Origin of the sequence: uncultured Lutibacter sp. (assembly GCF_947495725.1) — a bacterium.
In the GTDB taxonomy this organism is placed as follows: Bacteria; Bacteroidota; Bacteroidia; order Flavobacteriales; family Flavobacteriaceae; genus Lutibacter.
The window spans coordinates 396065-414757 of the sequence record NZ_CANLZZ010000005.1 but is presented as its reverse complement, the minus strand read 5'-3'; the positions used below and the strand labels follow the sequence as shown (position 1 = coordinate 414757).

Here is an 18693-nt window from a genome sequence, read left to right as displayed (position 1 = left end):
ATGTTTACAAATAGAACAGAGGCGGGAAACCTACTTGCTAAAGAGCTAATGAGTTATAGCAATAATAAAAACGTTATAATTGTTGCTATTCCAAGAGGTGGTGTTCCTGTTGGTGCTGCAATCGCTAAAAAATTAAACGCACCTTTAGAAATTGTTTTGTCAAAAAAAATTGGACATCCATTAAATAAAGAATATGCCATTGGGGCAATAACTTTAAAAAACAGTATTATTACTAATAATATTAAGGGTGTATCCAAATTATATATTGATAAAGAAACACAACGTATTAGAGACTTATTGCAAAATAGATACCAATGGTATTATGGAAATTCTAAACCCAAAACCTTTAATAATAAAACAATAATTGTAGTTGATGATGGTGTTGCTACTGGAAATACATTAATATCAAGCATTCAACTTATTGAAAGAGAAAAACCTTCCGAAATTATTGTGGCTTTGCCTGTTGCACCAACAAATGCAATTAGAAGAATTAAAGAATCCACAACAGTAACCAATATTATTTGTTTATTAACTCCAGTTAATTTTAAAGCTGTAGGGCAATTTTATAAAGATTTTAACCAAGTTAGTGATAACGAAGTAATAGAAATACTGCATAAATTAGTCTAAAATGGGCTATCCTAAAATAAATAATACTTATTGAAATGATATATAGCTAATATGTACATTGTGTTAATTAAACTTATAACTACACCCTAGCATCCAATAAAAAGTTTCTTTTATATCCTCTTTAACAATAATATCATCTACAAAAATAGTTGCTTTATTAAATGGAAAAACCAAGGAAGGCTTCAATGAAATTGTAAGCGAATTATGGATATACCACATTGGTAAACTAAATTCGGCAGCCATCAAATTAAAATTTTCACTTTCCTTAATAACTAATTCTGATGTTACCTGTGCACCTTCTGTATCTATAGTTTCAAACCCAGATTCAATTTTATCTCCATTATTATTACTATTTCCAGAACCATTTTTACCTTTTAATTTAGGTCTTCCCCCATTACCGTAACGATTATTTACGTAATATGCTTCATAAAAATTTTGGGATCCAAAATAAATTCCTGCTGTTGGTGAAAATTGAAATTTTTTATTGTTTGTTACAAAGTCATGACTTATTTCTGAAAATAAAAAGAAATCTGCATCACTACTACTTTCTCCTAAATAAGTACTTGCAGTTAGCATTAAATTAACAATCTTAAAATCAATATTAGCCAAAGCCGAAACATTTATATCTACTTCCGAAAGTACATTATAACTATTTTCATTAAAAAAATATTTTGTAACTGAAAAATCTCCAAAAAAATTATCTACGGTAAAATTATATCCCAAATCAAATAAAAATAAATCTACTCTACTTTCTTCATCTTTTGTAAGATAGGAAACAGACCCGTTGGCATAAAAGCCCGATTTATGTTGGTATTCTGCTATAAAATATAAATAAGGCGCAGTAATAGAATCTTTTCGTCCCATAAAAACATAATCGTTGCTGTAATTTAAATATAATGAGAAATACGAGTTTGTATTTTTATTTAATTTAGAATTAGTTTCAATATTTTGGCCCAATATGTTACCTCCTAATAATATAAAAACCCAAATAATTATTAGTTTTATTTTTGGAGCTTCCATTTTATTTAATTTAAGTTTTATTAAAAGATACTATCTGAAAAGTTAAGTATTCATCTACATAAATTTTAACTAAGCTCAGTTATTAATATATAATACCGAGTTTTAATACTTTTCAGATAGCTCTTTTTGTTCATTCTAATAACCTGCTTTTTTATTACTTTTCTTTTGAACACTTTTTTTAGGTATGTTTTTATTAATATTTATGTTCTTTTTAACATACATTTTACGGTATACGTATGCATTTTTATACATTTTACCATCCATATTTAAGCATTCTCCATTTTTAAGCCTAGTGCGTTCTTTATTACGTTCTTGATAAGTTCCATCTGGATTTACGATACTACCATCTCCTAACTTCAATTGATTTTGAAGTTTTTCTTGAGACTGATTTTTAATTTGGTACATCTCACCATTAATCATTGTAAACATAAAGCGATTTTGATTTCGGGATTGAATTTGTGCTTCCGACAATCCTTTATTCTCTTGTTGTACTTTATAACGATATTGATATTCATTTCTATAATAAATACCATCATTATCTATACAAGATCCATCTTTTAAACGCAACCGTACTTGATCTTTTGTTACATAAGCACCATTCGGACTTAAAACTGTACCATCATTCAATGTAATTTTATCGCGTAATCTAACTTGATCGCGGTCTCTTATTTGAAGAACATCTCCATCAACAACCATAATACGGTCCCTGTCTCTATCCCGATCTTTAATTTGATCTTTGTCTTGTGCCATCATTACTATGGTTCCAAAAACCATAAAAATTAATAAAATTGATATTTTTTTCATATTATAAATTTTTTAAATTAACTTGTTTATTTAATATTTTACTATCTAAAAATAAGGTTGTTTAGAAAGTAATTTTCTATTCACCATAGCATACTTTCTTCACTACAGTTTGAAAAAATAACTGCCATAGAAAGTACAACTAGCCTTAAAAGTATTTTTTTCCTTTCATCTTCATTTGTTTTATGTTTTAATGAAATATGAAAAAATAAGGGCGAAACGGGTGAAAAGGGTGAAGTTTTTTAATTACAACGTAAAATAACCAATTTGTTTATCAAATAAAAATGATATTATCCATTTAATAACATGATAATTATCAGGGCGGCCACATAATTATTTACAAAAGACAGAAATATGCTTATTTGTTTATTTTCCTTTTATAAATCAGTTATTCCATTACATATAATTAGTCAAAAACTTAAAAAATTCATCTTTCAAACCTTCATATATATGTCGTTGAAGTTCCATTTTATTTCTAAATTCTACATGCACATTTACTAAACTAATGTCTAGCACTTCTTTTCCTTCCTTACTGGATTTTGCAATAATTGTTTCGTGGACATTGATATGATCTTGTAATTTATCAATAGCATTTTCTTGAATTATAAATTGATTTTGATAGTGTTCTAATTGCGCTAGCATTTCTTTATCATTCCAGCGTTTCACAAGTGTATCCAACCTGATTTTAAAGGATTTAATTTCATCTTCCCAAAAGAAAAGTTCACGTCTCCATAGTTTATGTTCAAAATGTAGGTCTGAGTTAAAAATAAGTTCATTTTTCATAATATTTAATTTTTAAGTTATTAATTTCCTTACTTAATCTTCTTTATTTAAAGTTATTTCTTTAATTCTTTTACCTAATATTTGTTCAAGATCTTCTAAGTAAACCACTTCTTTCTTTAATAATAAATTTGCAAGGTCTTCAAGTTCCTGTTGGTGGTTTATCAATAATTTAGACACATTATTATAACTTAAACTAATTAAATTTTGTACTTCAATATCAATTAGTTCTGCCATTTTTTCGCTATATGGCTTTCCTAAATAACGTTCATTTTCGCCTGTAGAATCATAGAAACTCATTGGGCCAATTTTAGTATTTAAACCATAATAAGCCACCATGGTATAGGCCTGTTTTGTTACTTTTTCCAAATCGTCTAATCCACCCGAAGAAGCTTCGTTAAAAATAATTTCTTCAGCCGCTCTTCCTCCTAAAGAAGCACAGAGCTGATCCAAGAATTGTGATTTGGTAATAATTTGGTGCTCTTCTGGAAGGTACCAAGCTCCTCCCAAAGATTTACCTCTAGGAATAATTGATACTTTTACAAGTGAATCTACATTTTTTAAATACCAACTCGCTACGGCATGGCCTGCTTCATGATACGCTACAATTTTCTTTTCTTTTGGTGAAATAATTTTACTTCTCCGTTCCAAACCACCAACAACACGATCTCTTGCTTCCATAAAATCTTTTTGAAAAACCTCATCCTGTTTTTTACGTGCGGCTATTAAAGCTGCTTCATTACATATATTGGCTATATCAGCTCCAGAAAACCCAGGACTTAAAGAAGCTAACAATTGAACATCAACATCTTTTGCTTTTTTTATAGGTTTTAAATGAACCTCATAAATTTCTATTCGCTCTTGTTTATTTGGTAATTCTAAATAAATATGACGATCAAATCTTCCAGGTCGCAATAAGGCTTTATCTAAAATATCGGCCCTATTTGTTGCTGCCAAAACAATAACACCCGTATTGGTTCCAAAACCATCAAGTTCGGTTAAAAGCTGATTTAAGGTATTTTCCCTTTCGTCATTAGATTGAAAGGAATTTAATTTGCTACGAGAACGACCAACGGCATCAATTTCATCAATAAAAATAATACTTGGTGCTTTTTGCTTTGCTTGTTTAAATAAATCTCTAACCCTAGAAGCACCAACACCCACAAACATTTCAACAAACTCGGAACCAGATAATGAAAAAAAAGGAACATTTGCTTCTCCTGCAACTGCCTTAGCCATTAATGTTTTACCCGTTCCGGTAGGACCTACCAACATAACACCTTTAGGAATTTTTGCTCCAAGCTTGGTATAAGTAGCTGGATTTTTTAAAAAGTCAACTATTTCTTCTACCTCTTTTTTAGCTTCTTTTAAACCTGCTACGTCTTTAAAAGTTACGGTACTTTTAGTATCCTTGTCCTGCAATTTTGCAGTTGATTTACCAAAGTTAAAAACTGAACCTCCCATAGTTGTTTTTCCCATACCACGAAACAGATACATCCAAAATAAAATTAGGAGTCCAAACGGAAGGATCCAAACAAACGTACTCCACCAACTAATTTTGTTTATATAGCGAACATCAACAAGTTCAGACGGTGTAAATTCTTTTTGAGCTTGCTGTAATTTATTTTCAAAATTATCAATAGAACCAATTGAAATTATATAATGTGGAGTTGAACTTGAAATAAATTTACCTTTTGGAATTTTTTGATATTTGGGGGTATTCAATTTTTCACTTTTAATAAATATTTGAGCAACCTCTTTATTAACAACTATAATTTTTTCAACATCATGAGTACTTAACATTGTTTGCTCAAACTCTAACCATCCAATTTCTTTTGTATTGAATGTTTTTCCAAAAAACATATAAATAATCATAAATATTAAAAATAGCAAGTACAACCAATAAAGTTTAAAACCTTTTGGATATAAAGATGGCTGCTGCTTTTTTTCTTCTAAAAATTTCGAATTATATGTTTTTTTATCATTTTTCATTCTTTTCTAAAACTATAAATTGATTTAATGCCTCTACTGCTTCACAACCATAAATAATACTTTCTGTACCACCCATATAAATTGCAACCCCAATAGTTTCATAAATTTCTAAAGAACTAGCTCCAGATTCAAGAGCCTTATACACATGAAAAGCTATATTTTGTTTGATTCCTTTTGAAATAGCAATACCTAAAGCAATTAAATTCTTCGTTTTAGATTTAAGAATTCCTTCAGTTGTACTATCAACACGAAGTTTTTCAACTTCTTCCATTATTGAAGGAATATAATGCTCTAATTTTTCATATGATTTTTCCAAATCTCGAATGTGTTTGCAATAATCTTTTACCATTTTAGTTTCAATTTTACTTTTTCAAATTATATTTTAATGATATCTGTAGGAGTTTCAACCAAAATTGTTTTTTCTCCTCTCAATGCAATTGGCTGCTTCATAATACTTGGATTATGTTTTATCATTTTAATCCAATCTTCTGAAGAAAATTCATAATGTTTAAATTTTGAGGAATATGAGGGATGTTCTTGATTTACCAAATCTTTAATTTCTATATGCAATCGATCTGCCAATTCTGCAATTTGGGTTCCTGTTAAAGTGGTTTTTAAAATATCTATTTCTTGAATGGGTAAACCCTCGGATTTTGCATATGCCAACGCTTTTTTTGCTCTCACAGATTTTGAGTTATAAAACAAGGTAATCTGTCGTTCTGATGTTGCTATTTCTCCCATAATATTTATTTAATTGAATGCGTTTTTAAATAATGCGATAATAATTGTTTTAAACTTTCTAAATAATCCTGCATTACTTTTTCACTAATTTCTGGGTGATTCTCCGAAGGAATTGTTAATGGATTCTCTTCTAAAAACTGGTATAATTCTGGATACTTTTTTTCAATTTCAAAAGTTAATTCGGTTATTTCTTTAAGTGTTTTCTGTAAATATTTCATAAGAATTGAATATTATTTAATGTTAACTACCTTTATTATTCATATCGCAAAGCATCAATGGGATTTAATTTTGCTGCTTTACTAGCTGGAAAATACCCAAATGCAATGCCCACCAATGCGGCAAAACCAAAACCAATTAAAATAGAATACGGAGCTGTTGGGATTAAAAAATTGGTGATTTTATATATTATTTGATTGCCAGCAATACCTAAAACAACTCCTAAAACACCACCGGCTAAACTCAATACTATTGCTTCAATTAAAAACTGGGTTAAAATGTCACTCTCTCTTGCTCCTATGGCTAATCGAGTTCCTATTTCACGAGTTCTTTCAGTTACCGAAACCAACATTATATTCATAATACCAATACCACCAACTATTAAAGAAATACTTGCAATTGCACCTAATAAAATTGTTAAAATACCAGTAACATTCCCTGTTATTTCTTGTAATTCTATTTGAGTTGTAATTTCAAAATCATCTTCTTCACCTTCTAAAATCTTGTGGGATTCACGCATTAATTCTGTAGCTTCAATTTCGGCATCAATAATATGGTTTTCATTTATGGCGCTTGCCATAATAATATCATATCCTCTTCTATGGCCGTGTAATCTATTTTGAATGGTGGTATATGGTGCCAAAATAATATCGTCTTGATCCTGTCCCATTGCTCCTTTACCTTCTTCTTTTAGCAATCCAACTACTGTAAATGGAATTTTATCTATTCTAATTTTTCGACCAATAGGATCTAAATCTGAAAATAATTCATCTTTCAATGTTTTTCCTATTACACACACTTTACCTGCTGTTTTTACTTCCTCTTCTTTAAAAAACTCACCTGATGCTAAATCTCTACTCAAAATGTCAAAATATTGATCGGACACTCCATAAATTGCTATGGACTTATAGCCATTAGGGCCAATTGCTTGAGCTACATCTACAATTAAAGGTGATAATTTTGAAATCCAAACGGAGTTATTTTGCAACATATCAAAGTCTTTTTTATTTATTGGTTTACCCATTCTAACATGAGCACCAGCTCTATGCTCCGTTTTCGTATAAATCATTAATAAATTTGTTCCTAAACCCGATATTTGTTTCTGAACCTCTAAGGTTGCACCTTCACCTGCAGAAATTGTCATAATTACAGCGGCAACCCCAATAATTATTCCTAACACAGTAAGTAAACTACGTGATCTATTTTTATTAATTGCTTGAAAGGCTACCTTAAATGTTTTAAAAAACTGTTGCATCCTTGCTAATAATTATGTTGTTAATTCTAATTCTTTTAAAGCACTTTCTTTGGTGCTTCTATTTTTTATAAACTCATCTGTTAACACAGATCCATCTCTTAAATAAATAATGCGTTTTGCAAACTGTGCAATATCTGGTTCATGAGTAATCATTAAAATAGTTTTTCCTTTATTGTTTAACCTCACAAATAAATCGGCCACATCAATACTCGTTTTACTATCTAAATTTCCTGTGGCTTCGTCTGATAGAATAAGTGCTGGATCATTTACCAAGGCTCTAGCAATAGCTACGCGCTGTTGCTCTCCTCCCGAAAGTTCATTTGTTTTATGATAAATTCTATTTTTTAAACCAACTTGTTCTAACGCTTTTTTTGCTAATTGTTTGGAGTTGGTAAACTTTCCTGTTCTATTGTAAACTAATGGCAATTCAACATTTTCGATAGCTGAAGTGCGAGATAATAAATTGTAATTTTGAAAAATGAATCCAATTTTTTGGTTTCTAACCGCTGCCAATTCATTTTTATTTAAGTTATTTACATGAATTCCATCCAAATAGTACTCTCCAGAAGTGGGTTTATCTAAACAACCTAAAATGTTTAACAGCGTAGATTTTCCCGACCCTGAAGCTCCCATAATAGCTACAAACTCACCCTCTTCTATTGAAATATTTACATTGGTAAGTGCATTTACTTCAATTTCGCCATTTTTAAAAACACGACTTAATTTTTTTGTTTCTATGACTTTTTTAGGTATCATTATTTTGATTTTATACCATTAATTACTTTTGTTCCTTCATCTAATGTTATACTATCTAAAAAGCTTTTTATTTCAGACTGCAATCCTGTTTTCATACCAATTTCTATAAATTTAAATTCCAATTTCCCTTTTTCATTTTTCATAAAAATTCCATCAATTTTTGTAGGTAATTTTTTTTTGAAATTTGCAGACAAATACAATTCTTCATTCTTAATTCCTGCTATAAAATCTTGTTGAATAGAATCTGGTAAAAATGCTTTTCCTTTGGCAATTAAAATTGGTTTCATTTCATTTAGCATAGCTTCATTTGGCCTAAATCGTAAAGCCGAATTATTAATAAGTAGTACGTTATTGGCTACATTTACAATAAACTCTATACTTGCTGTCATTCCTGGAAGTAGTAATTTCTCTTTATTATCAACATCAATAACTACCTGGTAATTAACTACATTATTAATTTTTATCGGTTGCATTCTAATTTGACTTACTTGCCCATAAAACTCTTTTTTTGGATAGGTTTGCACCGTAAAACGAGCTTTCATACCATTATTAATGTATCCTATATCACTCTCGTCCACATCTGCTAAAATTTGCATTTTAGATAAGTCTTCAGCAATAATAAACATTGTTGGAGTTGCAAAAGACGCAGCAACAGTCTGTCCTTCTTCAACACTTCTTTTGGTTATTGTGCCATTAATTGGAGAACGTATGTGTGCAAAGCTTATAGAAACTTGAATATTTTTTACTGTTGCCAATGCTGCCTTTTTAACACTTTCTGCTTGTTCAAAATTGTATTTTGAATTTTGATACTCTAATTCTGAAATAACTCCCCGTTCAAATAATCTTTTATCACGGTTGAATTGATCATTGGCGTGATTGAGTTGGGATGTACATACTGCTAAATTGGCAAGTGCGTTATTTAAATTTGTATTCAACAATCTTAAATCCATTTCAGCCAAAAGTTGACCTGCAATAACATTATCATTATAATCTACATATATTTTTTTAATGGTTCCTGAAATTTGCGTTCCCACTTCAACAGTAATTATAGCTTCTAAAGTACCAGTACTAGATACAATCGATTCTATATTTCCTTTTTCCAAAATGGTATATGTAAACTCTAAATTCTTAACCTTTAAAGTTGGCTTAACATTGAAATATATAAGTGCTGAAATACATACACCTCCTAATATAACCCATCTCCACTTTTTCATAATACAAAGCTATTTTAATTAAAAAAAAATCACTTTTAGAACGTAGTCTTAACCAAAAACAAAGAATCAATAAATACATTTAAACCCTTTTATGGGGCTTAGCTTGTATCGAAGCAACTATTTTATTTACAACAACACAAAAAGTAAACAGTTGATTGGCTAATAATTACATATAAATTTATAAAAGACATCTGTTGAAAAAAATGATTACAATCACCCATAAATTACTTTATTGTGAGAAATATCATTTACTGCAAAAACATTGATTTTTAACTTTAACAAACTTGATATAGCAATTAAAATTAATCTTTTATGAAAACGATAATACACGCAACGGATTTTTCTAAAAATGCTATTACCGCATTAAAATATGCCTACGCATTTAGTGAAAAAATAAATGCTAGCTTATGGGTAGTAAACATCTTTGATGCTAATAGATTAAGTTCTAATTTAAATGAACCTTATCCTTTTTCAAAAAAAGAATTAAAAACACAAAAAGTACTCAAAATTAAACAATTATGTATTGACCATTTAGGAAGTAATTTTCTTGAAAAAAAAATTCATATTGAAGCTATTGAAAACAGTTCTGTTGTTAACGGTATTATATCCAAAACCGATGAATTATATGCTTCCTTAATAATTACTGGAATGAAAGGAAAAAGCGATCTAAAAGATTTCTTAATGGGAAATACCACAAAAATACTTATTGAAAAAGCTCCTTGTCCAGTTTTAGCAATACCAGAAAAAGCCGTTTTCAATAATATTGATACAATTGTTTATGCATCCGATTTTGAACAGGAAGATATTAGTGCAATTTACAGAATTGTAGAAATAACAAAAAAATTTAATACCAAAATAAAAATAATTCATGTTTCTACTAAAAAAGAAAACAATGCAGAAGAACAAATGCAATGGTTTAAGGAAATGTTAGAACAAAAAGTAAGTTATAAAAATATTGAATACGCCTTATTTTACTCGGATGATGTATTTAATTTTCTAAAAATATATTTAACCGAAAAAAATGCCGATTGGGTTGCTATGCTAGAACGAAAGAAAAAAGGTCTTGTTAATAAATTATTTCATTCCGATTTAGTTAAAAAAATGAAAGATCAAAGCGATGTACCTTTAATAAGTTTTAACGAATTTAATTATAGTCGCAAACACAAGTAAAAAATGAAAACATTTATAAAAAAATTTAATGAAATAGGAATAAATGATGTAGCACTTGTTGGAGGTAAAAATGCTTCATTAGGTGAAATGTATAACGAACTGATTCACGAAGGTATTTCGGTTCCCAATGGGTTTGCTACAACATCATATGCCTTTAATACATTTTTAAACGAAAATAATTTACAGATTCCACTTAACAATGTTTTAAGCAAATTAAACAGAAATAATTATTCCAATTTAAACAAAATTGGTAAACAAGCAAGAGACTTAATTTTAAATGCATCTTTTTCAAATCAATTTTCAAAATCCATTATTGATGCTTATAAAAATTTATGCAATGGCAACTATTTTGAAGTTGCAGTAAGAAGTAGCGCAACAGCAGAAGACCTTCCTGAAGCTAGTTTTGCCGGTCAGCATGAATCTTTCCTTAATATTTTAGGTGAAAAAAACTTACTCATTGCTATTAAAAATTGTTTTGCATCCTTATACACCAACAGAGCTATTAAATATAGAGAAGACAAGGGATTTATTCATAGTGATATTGCTATATCCGTAGGTGTTCAAAAAATGGTTCGCTCGGATATTGGTTGCTCTGGTGTCGGGTTTACTTTAGAACCCGAATCTGGATTTGAAAACATTATTTTAATCTCAGGGGTTTGGGGTTTGGGTGAAAATATGGTTCAAGGCACTGTAACACCAGATGAGTTTTATGTTTTTAAACCTACCCTTAAACTTGGTAAAAAAGGAATCATTCAAAAAAAAATGGGTTCCAAAGAAAAAACAATGATTTATGCCGAATCTAACAGTCATTCTTCTTTGTTAAACCTTGATACACCTTTAAACAAACAAATACAATTTGTTTTAAACGATGATGAAATACAAAAACTTGCTAAATGGGCTCTAATAATTGAAGAACACTATAAAAAAGCAATGGATATTGAATGGGCTAAAGATGGTATTAACAATCAATTATTCATTATACAAGCCAGACCAGAAACGGTGCACCATACAAAAACTAAAAAAGATTTTTTTGAATATAAATTATTAGAAAAAAGTGAAATTATTAGTTCTGGAAATGCTGTTGGGTCTAAAATAATTGTTGGAACAGCTAGGATTTTAAATTCTCCTAAAGACGCATTTAAATTAAAAGAAGGAGAAATTATTGTTACAAATACCATTACTCCCGATTGGGATCCAGTACTTAAAAAATCTGGGGGAATTATTACAAATAAAGGAGGACGAACAAGTCATGCTTCTATAGTTGCAAGGGAATTAGGAGTGCCAGCTGTTGTTGGCTGTGGAGATGCCACAGAAACAATTTCCAATGGACATGTAATCACTATTTCTTGCGCAGAAGGCAAAACAGGATATATTTATAAAGGCAATCTCTCTTTTAAAAAAACAAAACTTGATTTTTCAGCTATAAAAATGCCAAAAACTGAAATGAAATTAATTTTAGCAGATCCCGAAAAAGCATTTCAATTAGCTGCTTATCCAAATAACGGTGTTGGTTTATTACGTATGGAATTTATTATCACCCATAGCGTAAAAATTCACCCTATGGCATTGATAAAATTTAATGAGCTTGAAGATGCAAGTGACAAAGAAAAAATTGAAAAACTTACTGAGAGTTGGACAAATAAAGAAACTTATTTTATAGATAAGTTAGCAGAAGGAATAGCAACAATTACAGCAGCTTTTTATCCAAAAGAAGTAATTGTTAGAATGAGTGATTTTAAAACCAATGAATACGCAAACTTAATTGGAGGTAAACAATTTGAACCAAAAGAAGAAAATCCTATGTTAGGTTTTAGAGGTGCATCAAGATATTACCACGAACTATACAAAGATGGTTTTAGACTGGAATGTATGGCTATAAAAAAAGTTAGGGAATCTATGGGATTAAACAACCTAAAAGTAATGATTCCTTTTTGCCGAACTGTTGAAGAAGGAAAAAAAGTGCTTAAAATTATGGCTGATTTTGAACTAGAACAAGGTAAAAATGGATTAGAAGTTTACACCATGGTTGAGATACCAAGTAATGTAATTTTAGCCGAAGATTTTGCCTCCATATTTGATGGGTTTTCTATCGGTTCTAATGATTTAACACAGCTTACATTAGGAGTAGATAGAGATTCTGAATTTATGAACGATTTGTTTGATGAACATGACAAAGCTGCTAAAACTATGATTGCAATGGCCATTGAAAAAGCTCATAAAACAAACACTAAAATTGGTTTTTGTGGACAAGCACCAAGTGATTTCCCAAATTTTGCCGAATTCCTAGTTAACACAGGTATTGATAGTATTTCATTTAATCCTGATGCTTTACTGAAGGGAATTGAAAATACCAACAAAGCCGAACAAAAAAAAGGTGTTTACGTTCATTAATTCATTAAAAAAACTTTGTAAGGCTATTAACTTAAAAACAACAAATTATGAAAACTTCTAAATTTCACCCGCTACCAATAAAAACTTTTGAGACTTTAGCTACAAATCATTCTCTGCATTGTGTTTCCATATATCTTCCTATGCATAAAAAAGGAAAAGAACAAAATGAGCACCTAGCGCAAGAAACCTTAAAAAAATGTATTAAGGATGCGAACAAATCACTTCAAAAACACAATTTAAGTAATTCTGAAATAACTACATATTTAAAACCAATTGAAAAACTAATTTCCAATGTAGAATTATGGAGAAATCCTTCTGAAGGCTTAGCAATTTTTTTAGACAAAAAGGGATTTAATTATTATACACTTCCTATTCCTTTCACAGCCAAAACAGAAGTGGCGAGTTCTTTTTATTTAACTCCATTACTTCCACTTTATGAAGAAGAGGAACAATATTATTTATTGGAATTAAGCCAAGATTACGTAAAATTATATGAGGCCTCCAAATTTGGCTTAACCAATCTTCATATTAAAAGTTTAGCACCTGATACTTTAGAAAAAGCTATCGGATTTGATTTCAAACAAAAGATGTTACAATTTAGAAGCGGACAAGACGCATTTAGTGCTGGATCATTTCACGGACATGGTGAAGGTAAAGATGATGACAAAAAAGAAATTTTAGCTTTTTTAAAAATTATTGACAAAGCTGTAAACAAAGCAATTAAAGATAAAAAAGCTCCTTTAGTTATTGCTAGCACAAATAATGTATTTAATAGTTACCAACAAATAAATTCATACCCAAATCTTTATAATATTAATTGTAAAGGCGATCCAGAATTTAAAAATAAAACAAAATTGCATAAAGCCTCTTTAAAATTAATAAAACCTTATTTCGAAACATCTAAAAAACTGCAACTATCTCAATTTCAAGAATTATATCATACACCTAAAGTGTCATATCAATTAAATGAAATTATTCCAGCTGCAATTTCAGGGAAAATAGAAACCTTATTTGTTGATAAAAGTTCAGATGAATTTGGACTGTATAATACAGAAAACGGAAAGCTACTATTAGGCACTAAAAAAGAAATTAAAAATAGCTCACTTGCTAACTTAGCCGCAGTACAAACATTTTTAAACAAAGGAAATGTTTATGTAATAGACCCAACTGAAATGCCCGTAAAAGGTCGAACTTTAAATGCCATTTTTAGGTATTGAAATTTTAAAATATTTTAATCTCTAAAGTAATATTAAAAAAATATTGAAAATTGATGAAAATCATTTGAAAACTTATTATCCAATCCTAACTTCATACAATATTAATCATAAAAACAACATATTATGTCAGTTTTAAAAGTAATAGAAGTTTTAGGGAATTCCACTGTAAGTTTTGAAGATGCGGTACAAAATGTAGTAAATGAAGCATCAAAATCTGTAAAAAACATTAAATCTGTTTATATTAAAGAAATGCAGGTAAAAGTGAGTGCTAACAAAATTAGTGAATACAGAGTTAACTCTAAGGTTTGTTTTGGAATTTTAGATGAATAGATTTTGTTTGAAATCAAATTTCATTGATTATAATTTAGTGTATACACTAAAAGATTATTTTGAAGGCTAAATAAAAAGGTCTAAAAATCTCATTCTGTATTGGTTATTAACCTTATCTATACCTTGTAAATTCTAAGTGTAAAATGGATATATTAGAATTTCAAAGTGCAGATTTCCAGAATAACAAAAAATTATATTTCGACACCGCTTAATAACTATTTATTGAGCGAAGTCGAAGTTTAACTCAATTCAAAGCCAACTATTTAGGCAGCCTTTATAATTTTATAATTATTCATTTATAACTTAAAATATTTCGGCTAATGCAAATTAAAGTAAATAGAAAAAACATCTTTTTTAGTCCTGATTCTAGCCGAGTAATTGCCCGATTTAATTATTCTGGTGATGAAAAAAGTAAAGAAATTATTCTAAAAATTCTAGAGCTTTCAGAAGAGCAAGCAAAAGAGGAATTAATAAAGATTCTAAGAGGTTATTCTAAGCGTCATAGAAATATTTCAATAATATTTGAACATCATTTCTATAAATTATCCCATATTTTAAAGGAGTTAAAAATTAATACAAATGACATTAGTAATGTCTTTAAAACACTTATTGGCTCCTATTTCACGAAAGAATACTCTATTGAATCGGCTGCATTTTTTAATCCATCTATGGTAGAAGACCCCGATCAAAGTATGGTTCAAAAGGGAGAAAAAAGAGTAATTTTAAGCTTTCGAGCTACAGGAGAGGGACATATTTCTTCTATTGTTTTTAGAAGCGGAATTCTTGATGAAAACTGTAATTTAAAAATTAAGGAACCTGGAAAAATGTTAAATGAAGCAAAAAATATAAAAAGGCATGCTTATAATAAAGATCATTTCTTTTCCAAACTTTTTGAATTACATAAAGATGATCAAGACATTGCTTCCAAACTTTTTTCTAAATTACCTGATCATTTTTCATACGGTGAATTGGAGAGAGTTGTAAAAAAAACAAAAAAGGAACTTAATTTATGCCTATCAGGCGAAATACTTTGTGATGAAATTATGTGGCTAGCCTCTTCTCATTATGAGATTATATTTTCATTGGACACTGATATTTCCGAAAGAGTAATTTTTCCTGTTTCAGAAAATGAAAAAAATGGAATTGAAGATGCTCGATTTGTAAAATTTATCGATGATAACGGAGAAATAACCTACTGTGCCACCTATACTGCTTATGATGGGATTACCATTTTACCAAAATTAATGACCACTAAAAACTTTTACCATTTTACAATTACACCTATAAATGGTGAAGTAGCTAGAAATAAAGGAATGGCATTATTTCCAAGGAAAATAAATGGACAATATGCAATGCTATGTAGAATTGATGGGATAAATAACTATATCTCTTTTTCTAACGATTTAAATAGATGGAATGAGGCAAAATTATTGCAAAAACCAAAATACCCTTGGGAATTTGTTCAAGTAGGAAACTGTGGCTCTCCCATTGAAACAAAAGATGGATGGCTTGTAATTACCCACGCTGTGGGTCAAATGAGGGAATATGTAATGGGTGCTTCATTATTTGAATTCGATCATCCTGAAATAGAAATTGGGCGATTAAAAATGCCTTTAATGATTCCTAACGAAGTAGAAAGAGAAGGCTATGTACCCAATGTAATTTATTCTTGTGGGTCAATAATTCATAATGGTAATCTTTGCATTCCATATGCAATGTCAGACCGTGCTTCTTCATTTGCTACTGTAAATTTAGAAGAACTGTTATCCGAATTAAAAAGGTAACAATAACTAAAGATTCATACTTATCGTGTATTTTGTCTATTAAATTGAATAGAACGTCAGTTCGAGTAATTTTTGATAAAAAATTTTATCGAGAACGATTGTTTTTTAATAAAATTTCGATTCTCGACACTAATTTTCAGCCAAATAGGCTAAAATTCACTCGAATTGACGAAATTTAATAATAATGGTCAACGGATTAATTCATAAAAAGTTCTTAATTCTGATAACAATCATATGCTAAAATGATGCTCATCATAAAATAATACTATTTCAAATATTAAATTTGATGTATTAATTAAAAGTTCTTTGAATTTGAAACAGCTATTAAAAATATAAATTTACATTGTTTAAAAGACAAGTAAATTATAGTGAAGAGGTTTAGCTACTTTTTGATGGAAGTTGTAGTTTATTATTCTAATTTTTAGAAATAAAAATTTTTTGAAAGATTATTTCAATATCACCAAGTTACCAAAGTCTTTTCAGAAGGAAACAGGAAGTTTAGACTTCCTGTTTCTAAAAAAATAAATCTTCATTATTGAAAAAATATTGAAGATTGAAATGAAGGAATTATAAGTGTTTAATATGGCAAAAGGGTTTTAATATTGTTTTAGAAATAAGTTGATATTGAAATTGTTTGAAAGTATTAAAAGTTATAAATGCTTCAGGAAACAGGAAGTTTAGGCTTCCTGTTTCTATTAAAAAAAATCTTTATTGCTGAAAAATTATAGAGATTAAAATGAAGGGTTCAGATATTTTATGGTAAAAAATTTCAGTTTTATTAAGTTAAGAATAACATAAGAGATTACGCAATTACCTATAAACATATTAAACCCTTTAAAAGCAGGAAACTTAAAATTCCTGCTTTTTTATTTTAAAAATAATAAGTAAAGAATCATTTATAAATTAACTAAAATTGAGCGAAATCATTTCAAAATACCACTACTACAGATACATTTGAGTAATTAAAAAGTTTAATTTAAAATATAAAATTATGTCACTTGTAAAATTTAGAAAAAGTCCGCTAGAAAATTTATTTACACCAGATTTTTTAGATTTTAACGTAAATAATCTATTAAATGATAGATTTTGGTTAAAAAAAATGAATGAGCCAGCTTTGAATATCAAAGAAACAAAAGATCATTTCGAAATTGAATTGGCTGCTCCTGGATACAACAAAAAAGATTTTGAAGTTACTATTGATGATGGTTGTTTAAACATTTCAGCTAAGAAAGAAGAAACTAAAGAAGAAAAGGATGAAAATTATACTCGTAAAGAGTTTAGCGCCTCTTCTTTTGAAAGATCTTTACAATTACCAGATAGTATTGCCGATGAAAAAATAAAAGCTAAATATGACAATGGAATTTTAAAATTTAGTCTTGCTAAAAAAGAAGAAGCTAAAAAACAAAAACCAAAAGTTATTGAGATTTCGTAAATTTTAAAAAGGGAAATTAATGTTTAATAAAGATGGATTAAAATATCGGGGTTTTAGACCTCGATATTTTTTTACAATAGTTAAATTCAATTAACAATTTCAATTTGTTGCAATAAAAAGAGACTGTAAAATAAATTAAACAGTCTCGTTTTTTTGTACTCTGTTAAACTTATAACACAACTTCAATGTCATTTTCAACCTCATAAACACCTGGTGCCGCGTAGGCCGTTTTTTTAGCCTCCTCTTTTTCAACATATGAGTGAACTTTCCCTTTTAATTTCACTGTATGTCCCACAACATCAACATTAATATTCTTGGCATCTATATCTGCCAAACGTTCAAATGCTTTTGTTATTTTAGCTTTAATTTCGTGAGGTTTAACAGCTTGTTGCAAAGTAATATTATTTACTACTTTTTTTACTCCTAACAAGGACTCTATTGATTTTGAAACTGCTTCTTTTTGGTAAAACCATTTAAGTTCTCCAGATAAATAAACCCAACCATCACGTACTTCAATAGTAACTTTGTCTTCTGGTACAGATGTATTCCAATTTAAAGCATTAACTGCTGCTTTTGCAATTTCTTTATCCGTTTTTTTGTAGGCTGCTCCATATTTAACCTCAATATCATCAGCTACGGCCTTTACGCCTTTAACATTTTTTACAGCTTTTTCGGCTGCTAATTTTTTAGAATAGCTATCAACAATTCCAGTGAGTGTTACCACTCCATCTTCAACAATAACCCCAATTTGAGTCTCATCAACATCTGGTTGCCATATTAATTCATCAAGAACATCTTCTTTAATTGCACTATCGCTTCTCATAATAAATAAATTTAAATTAAACATTATAATTTTCTATCAGTATAAAACTAACTACTATAAAAAAAAGACAAAATGATACGCATCAAGTCTATTTTTCTTTTGTTCAAAAAAATCATTTACATATAAATTTTGAATTAAAGGCAC

General features: G+C 29.1%; 18 protein-coding genes. 7 read left to right on the top strand and 11 right to left on the bottom strand.

Going from position 1 to position 18693, the window contains the following annotated elements:
- Positions 1-627, top strand: a complete 627-nt coding sequence (locus Q0776_RS13850; RefSeq protein WP_298369413.1) for a phosphoribosyltransferase family protein — start codon at positions 1-3, stop codon at positions 625-627.
- Between the two features lie 63 nt (positions 628-690).
- Here Q0776_RS13850 and Q0776_RS13845 read toward each other — a convergent pair whose 3' ends face one another.
- From Q0776_RS13845 to Q0776_RS13800, 10 genes are all read right to left on the bottom strand, one after another.
- The gene (locus tag Q0776_RS13845; RefSeq protein ID WP_298369410.1) at positions 691-1647 is read right to left on the bottom strand and encodes a hypothetical protein; all 957 of its coding nucleotides are present in this window, start codon (positions 1645-1647) and stop codon (positions 691-693) included.
- Positions 1648-1782: 135 nt separating this feature from the next.
- The gene (locus Q0776_RS13840; RefSeq protein WP_298369408.1) at positions 1783-2451 is read right to left on the bottom strand and encodes a DUF6799 domain-containing protein; all 669 of its coding nucleotides are present in this window, start codon (positions 2449-2451) and stop codon (positions 1783-1785) included.
- A 393-nt stretch (positions 2452-2844) separates the two neighbouring features.
- Positions 2845-3231, bottom strand: coding sequence for a hypothetical protein (locus Q0776_RS13835; protein WP_298369405.1), 387 nt, complete (start codon positions 3229-3231; stop codon positions 2845-2847).
- A 33-nt stretch (positions 3232-3264) separates the two neighbouring features.
- Positions 3265-5220, bottom strand: a complete 1956-nt coding sequence (gene ftsH / locus Q0776_RS13830; RefSeq protein ID WP_298369402.1) for an ATP-dependent zinc metalloprotease FtsH — start codon at positions 5218-5220, stop codon at positions 3265-3267.
- Positions 5210-5569 carry a carboxymuconolactone decarboxylase family protein gene (locus Q0776_RS13825; protein ID WP_298369400.1) on the bottom strand — a complete coding sequence of 120 codons (360 nt, stop codon included), beginning with the start codon at positions 5567-5569 and terminating at the stop codon, positions 5210-5212. Before Q0776_RS13825 ends, ftsH begins: the two co-directional genes overlap by 11 nt.
- A gap of 26 nt (positions 5570-5595) precedes the next feature.
- Positions 5596-5961, bottom strand: a complete 366-nt coding sequence (locus Q0776_RS13820) for a hypothetical protein (protein ID WP_298369399.1) — start codon at positions 5959-5961, stop codon at positions 5596-5598.
- 5 nt (positions 5962-5966) lie between these two features.
- Entirely contained in the window at positions 5967-6179 is a 213-nt protein-coding gene (locus tag Q0776_RS13815; RefSeq protein WP_298369397.1) for a hypothetical protein, read from the bottom strand.
- 35 nt (positions 6180-6214) lie between these two features.
- Complete coding sequence (locus Q0776_RS13810; RefSeq protein WP_298369395.1) at positions 6215-7432, bottom strand: ABC transporter permease; 1218 nt, start codon at positions 7430-7432, stop codon at positions 6215-6217.
- A gap of 12 nt (positions 7433-7444) precedes the next feature.
- Positions 7445-8185 carry an ABC transporter ATP-binding protein gene (locus Q0776_RS13805; protein ID WP_298369468.1) on the bottom strand — a complete coding sequence of 247 codons (741 nt, stop codon included), beginning with the start codon at positions 8183-8185 and terminating at the stop codon, positions 7445-7447.
- A 2-nt stretch (positions 8186-8187) separates the two neighbouring features.
- Entirely contained in the window at positions 8188-9402 is a 1215-nt protein-coding gene (locus tag Q0776_RS13800; protein ID WP_298369393.1) for an efflux RND transporter periplasmic adaptor subunit, read from the bottom strand.
- 312 nt (positions 9403-9714) lie between these two features.
- Here Q0776_RS13800 and Q0776_RS13795 point away from each other — a divergent pair, with 312 nt between their 5' ends.
- The 6 genes from Q0776_RS13795 to Q0776_RS13770 all read left to right on the top strand — a co-directional run bounded on the left by Q0776_RS13795 (position 9715) and on the right by Q0776_RS13770 (position 17726).
- Positions 9715-10572 (top strand): universal stress protein, encoded by an 858-nt coding sequence (locus tag Q0776_RS13795; RefSeq protein WP_298369390.1) that lies wholly within the window; start codon positions 9715-9717, stop codon positions 10570-10572.
- 3 nt (positions 10573-10575) lie between these two features.
- Entirely contained in the window at positions 10576-12963 is a 2388-nt protein-coding gene (gene ppsA, locus Q0776_RS13790; protein WP_298369386.1) for a phosphoenolpyruvate synthase, read from the top strand.
- A 47-nt stretch (positions 12964-13010) separates the two neighbouring features.
- Positions 13011-14180, top strand: a complete 1170-nt coding sequence (locus Q0776_RS13785) for a hypothetical protein (protein ID WP_298369384.1) — start codon at positions 13011-13013, stop codon at positions 14178-14180.
- Between the two features lie 123 nt (positions 14181-14303).
- The gene (locus Q0776_RS13780) at positions 14304-14510 is read left to right on the top strand and encodes a dodecin family protein (RefSeq protein ID WP_298369381.1); all 207 of its coding nucleotides are present in this window, start codon (positions 14304-14306) and stop codon (positions 14508-14510) included.
- A 320-nt stretch (positions 14511-14830) separates the two neighbouring features.
- Positions 14831-16294 carry a glycoside hydrolase family 130 protein gene (locus Q0776_RS13775; protein ID WP_298369378.1) on the top strand — a complete coding sequence of 488 codons (1464 nt, stop codon included), beginning with the start codon at positions 14831-14833 and terminating at the stop codon, positions 16292-16294.
- A gap of 991 nt (positions 16295-17285) precedes the next feature.
- Positions 17286-17726 carry an Hsp20/alpha crystallin family protein gene (locus tag Q0776_RS13770; RefSeq protein ID WP_298369375.1) on the top strand — a complete coding sequence of 147 codons (441 nt, stop codon included), beginning with the start codon at positions 17286-17288 and terminating at the stop codon, positions 17724-17726.
- 169 nt (positions 17727-17895) lie between these two features.
- On the opposite strand, the gene Q0776_RS13765 is transcribed toward Q0776_RS13770, so the two are convergent.
- The gene (locus tag Q0776_RS13765; protein WP_298369372.1) at positions 17896-18549 is read right to left on the bottom strand and encodes a BON domain-containing protein; all 654 of its coding nucleotides are present in this window, start codon (positions 18547-18549) and stop codon (positions 17896-17898) included.
- Positions 18550-18693: the final 144 nt, after the last annotated feature.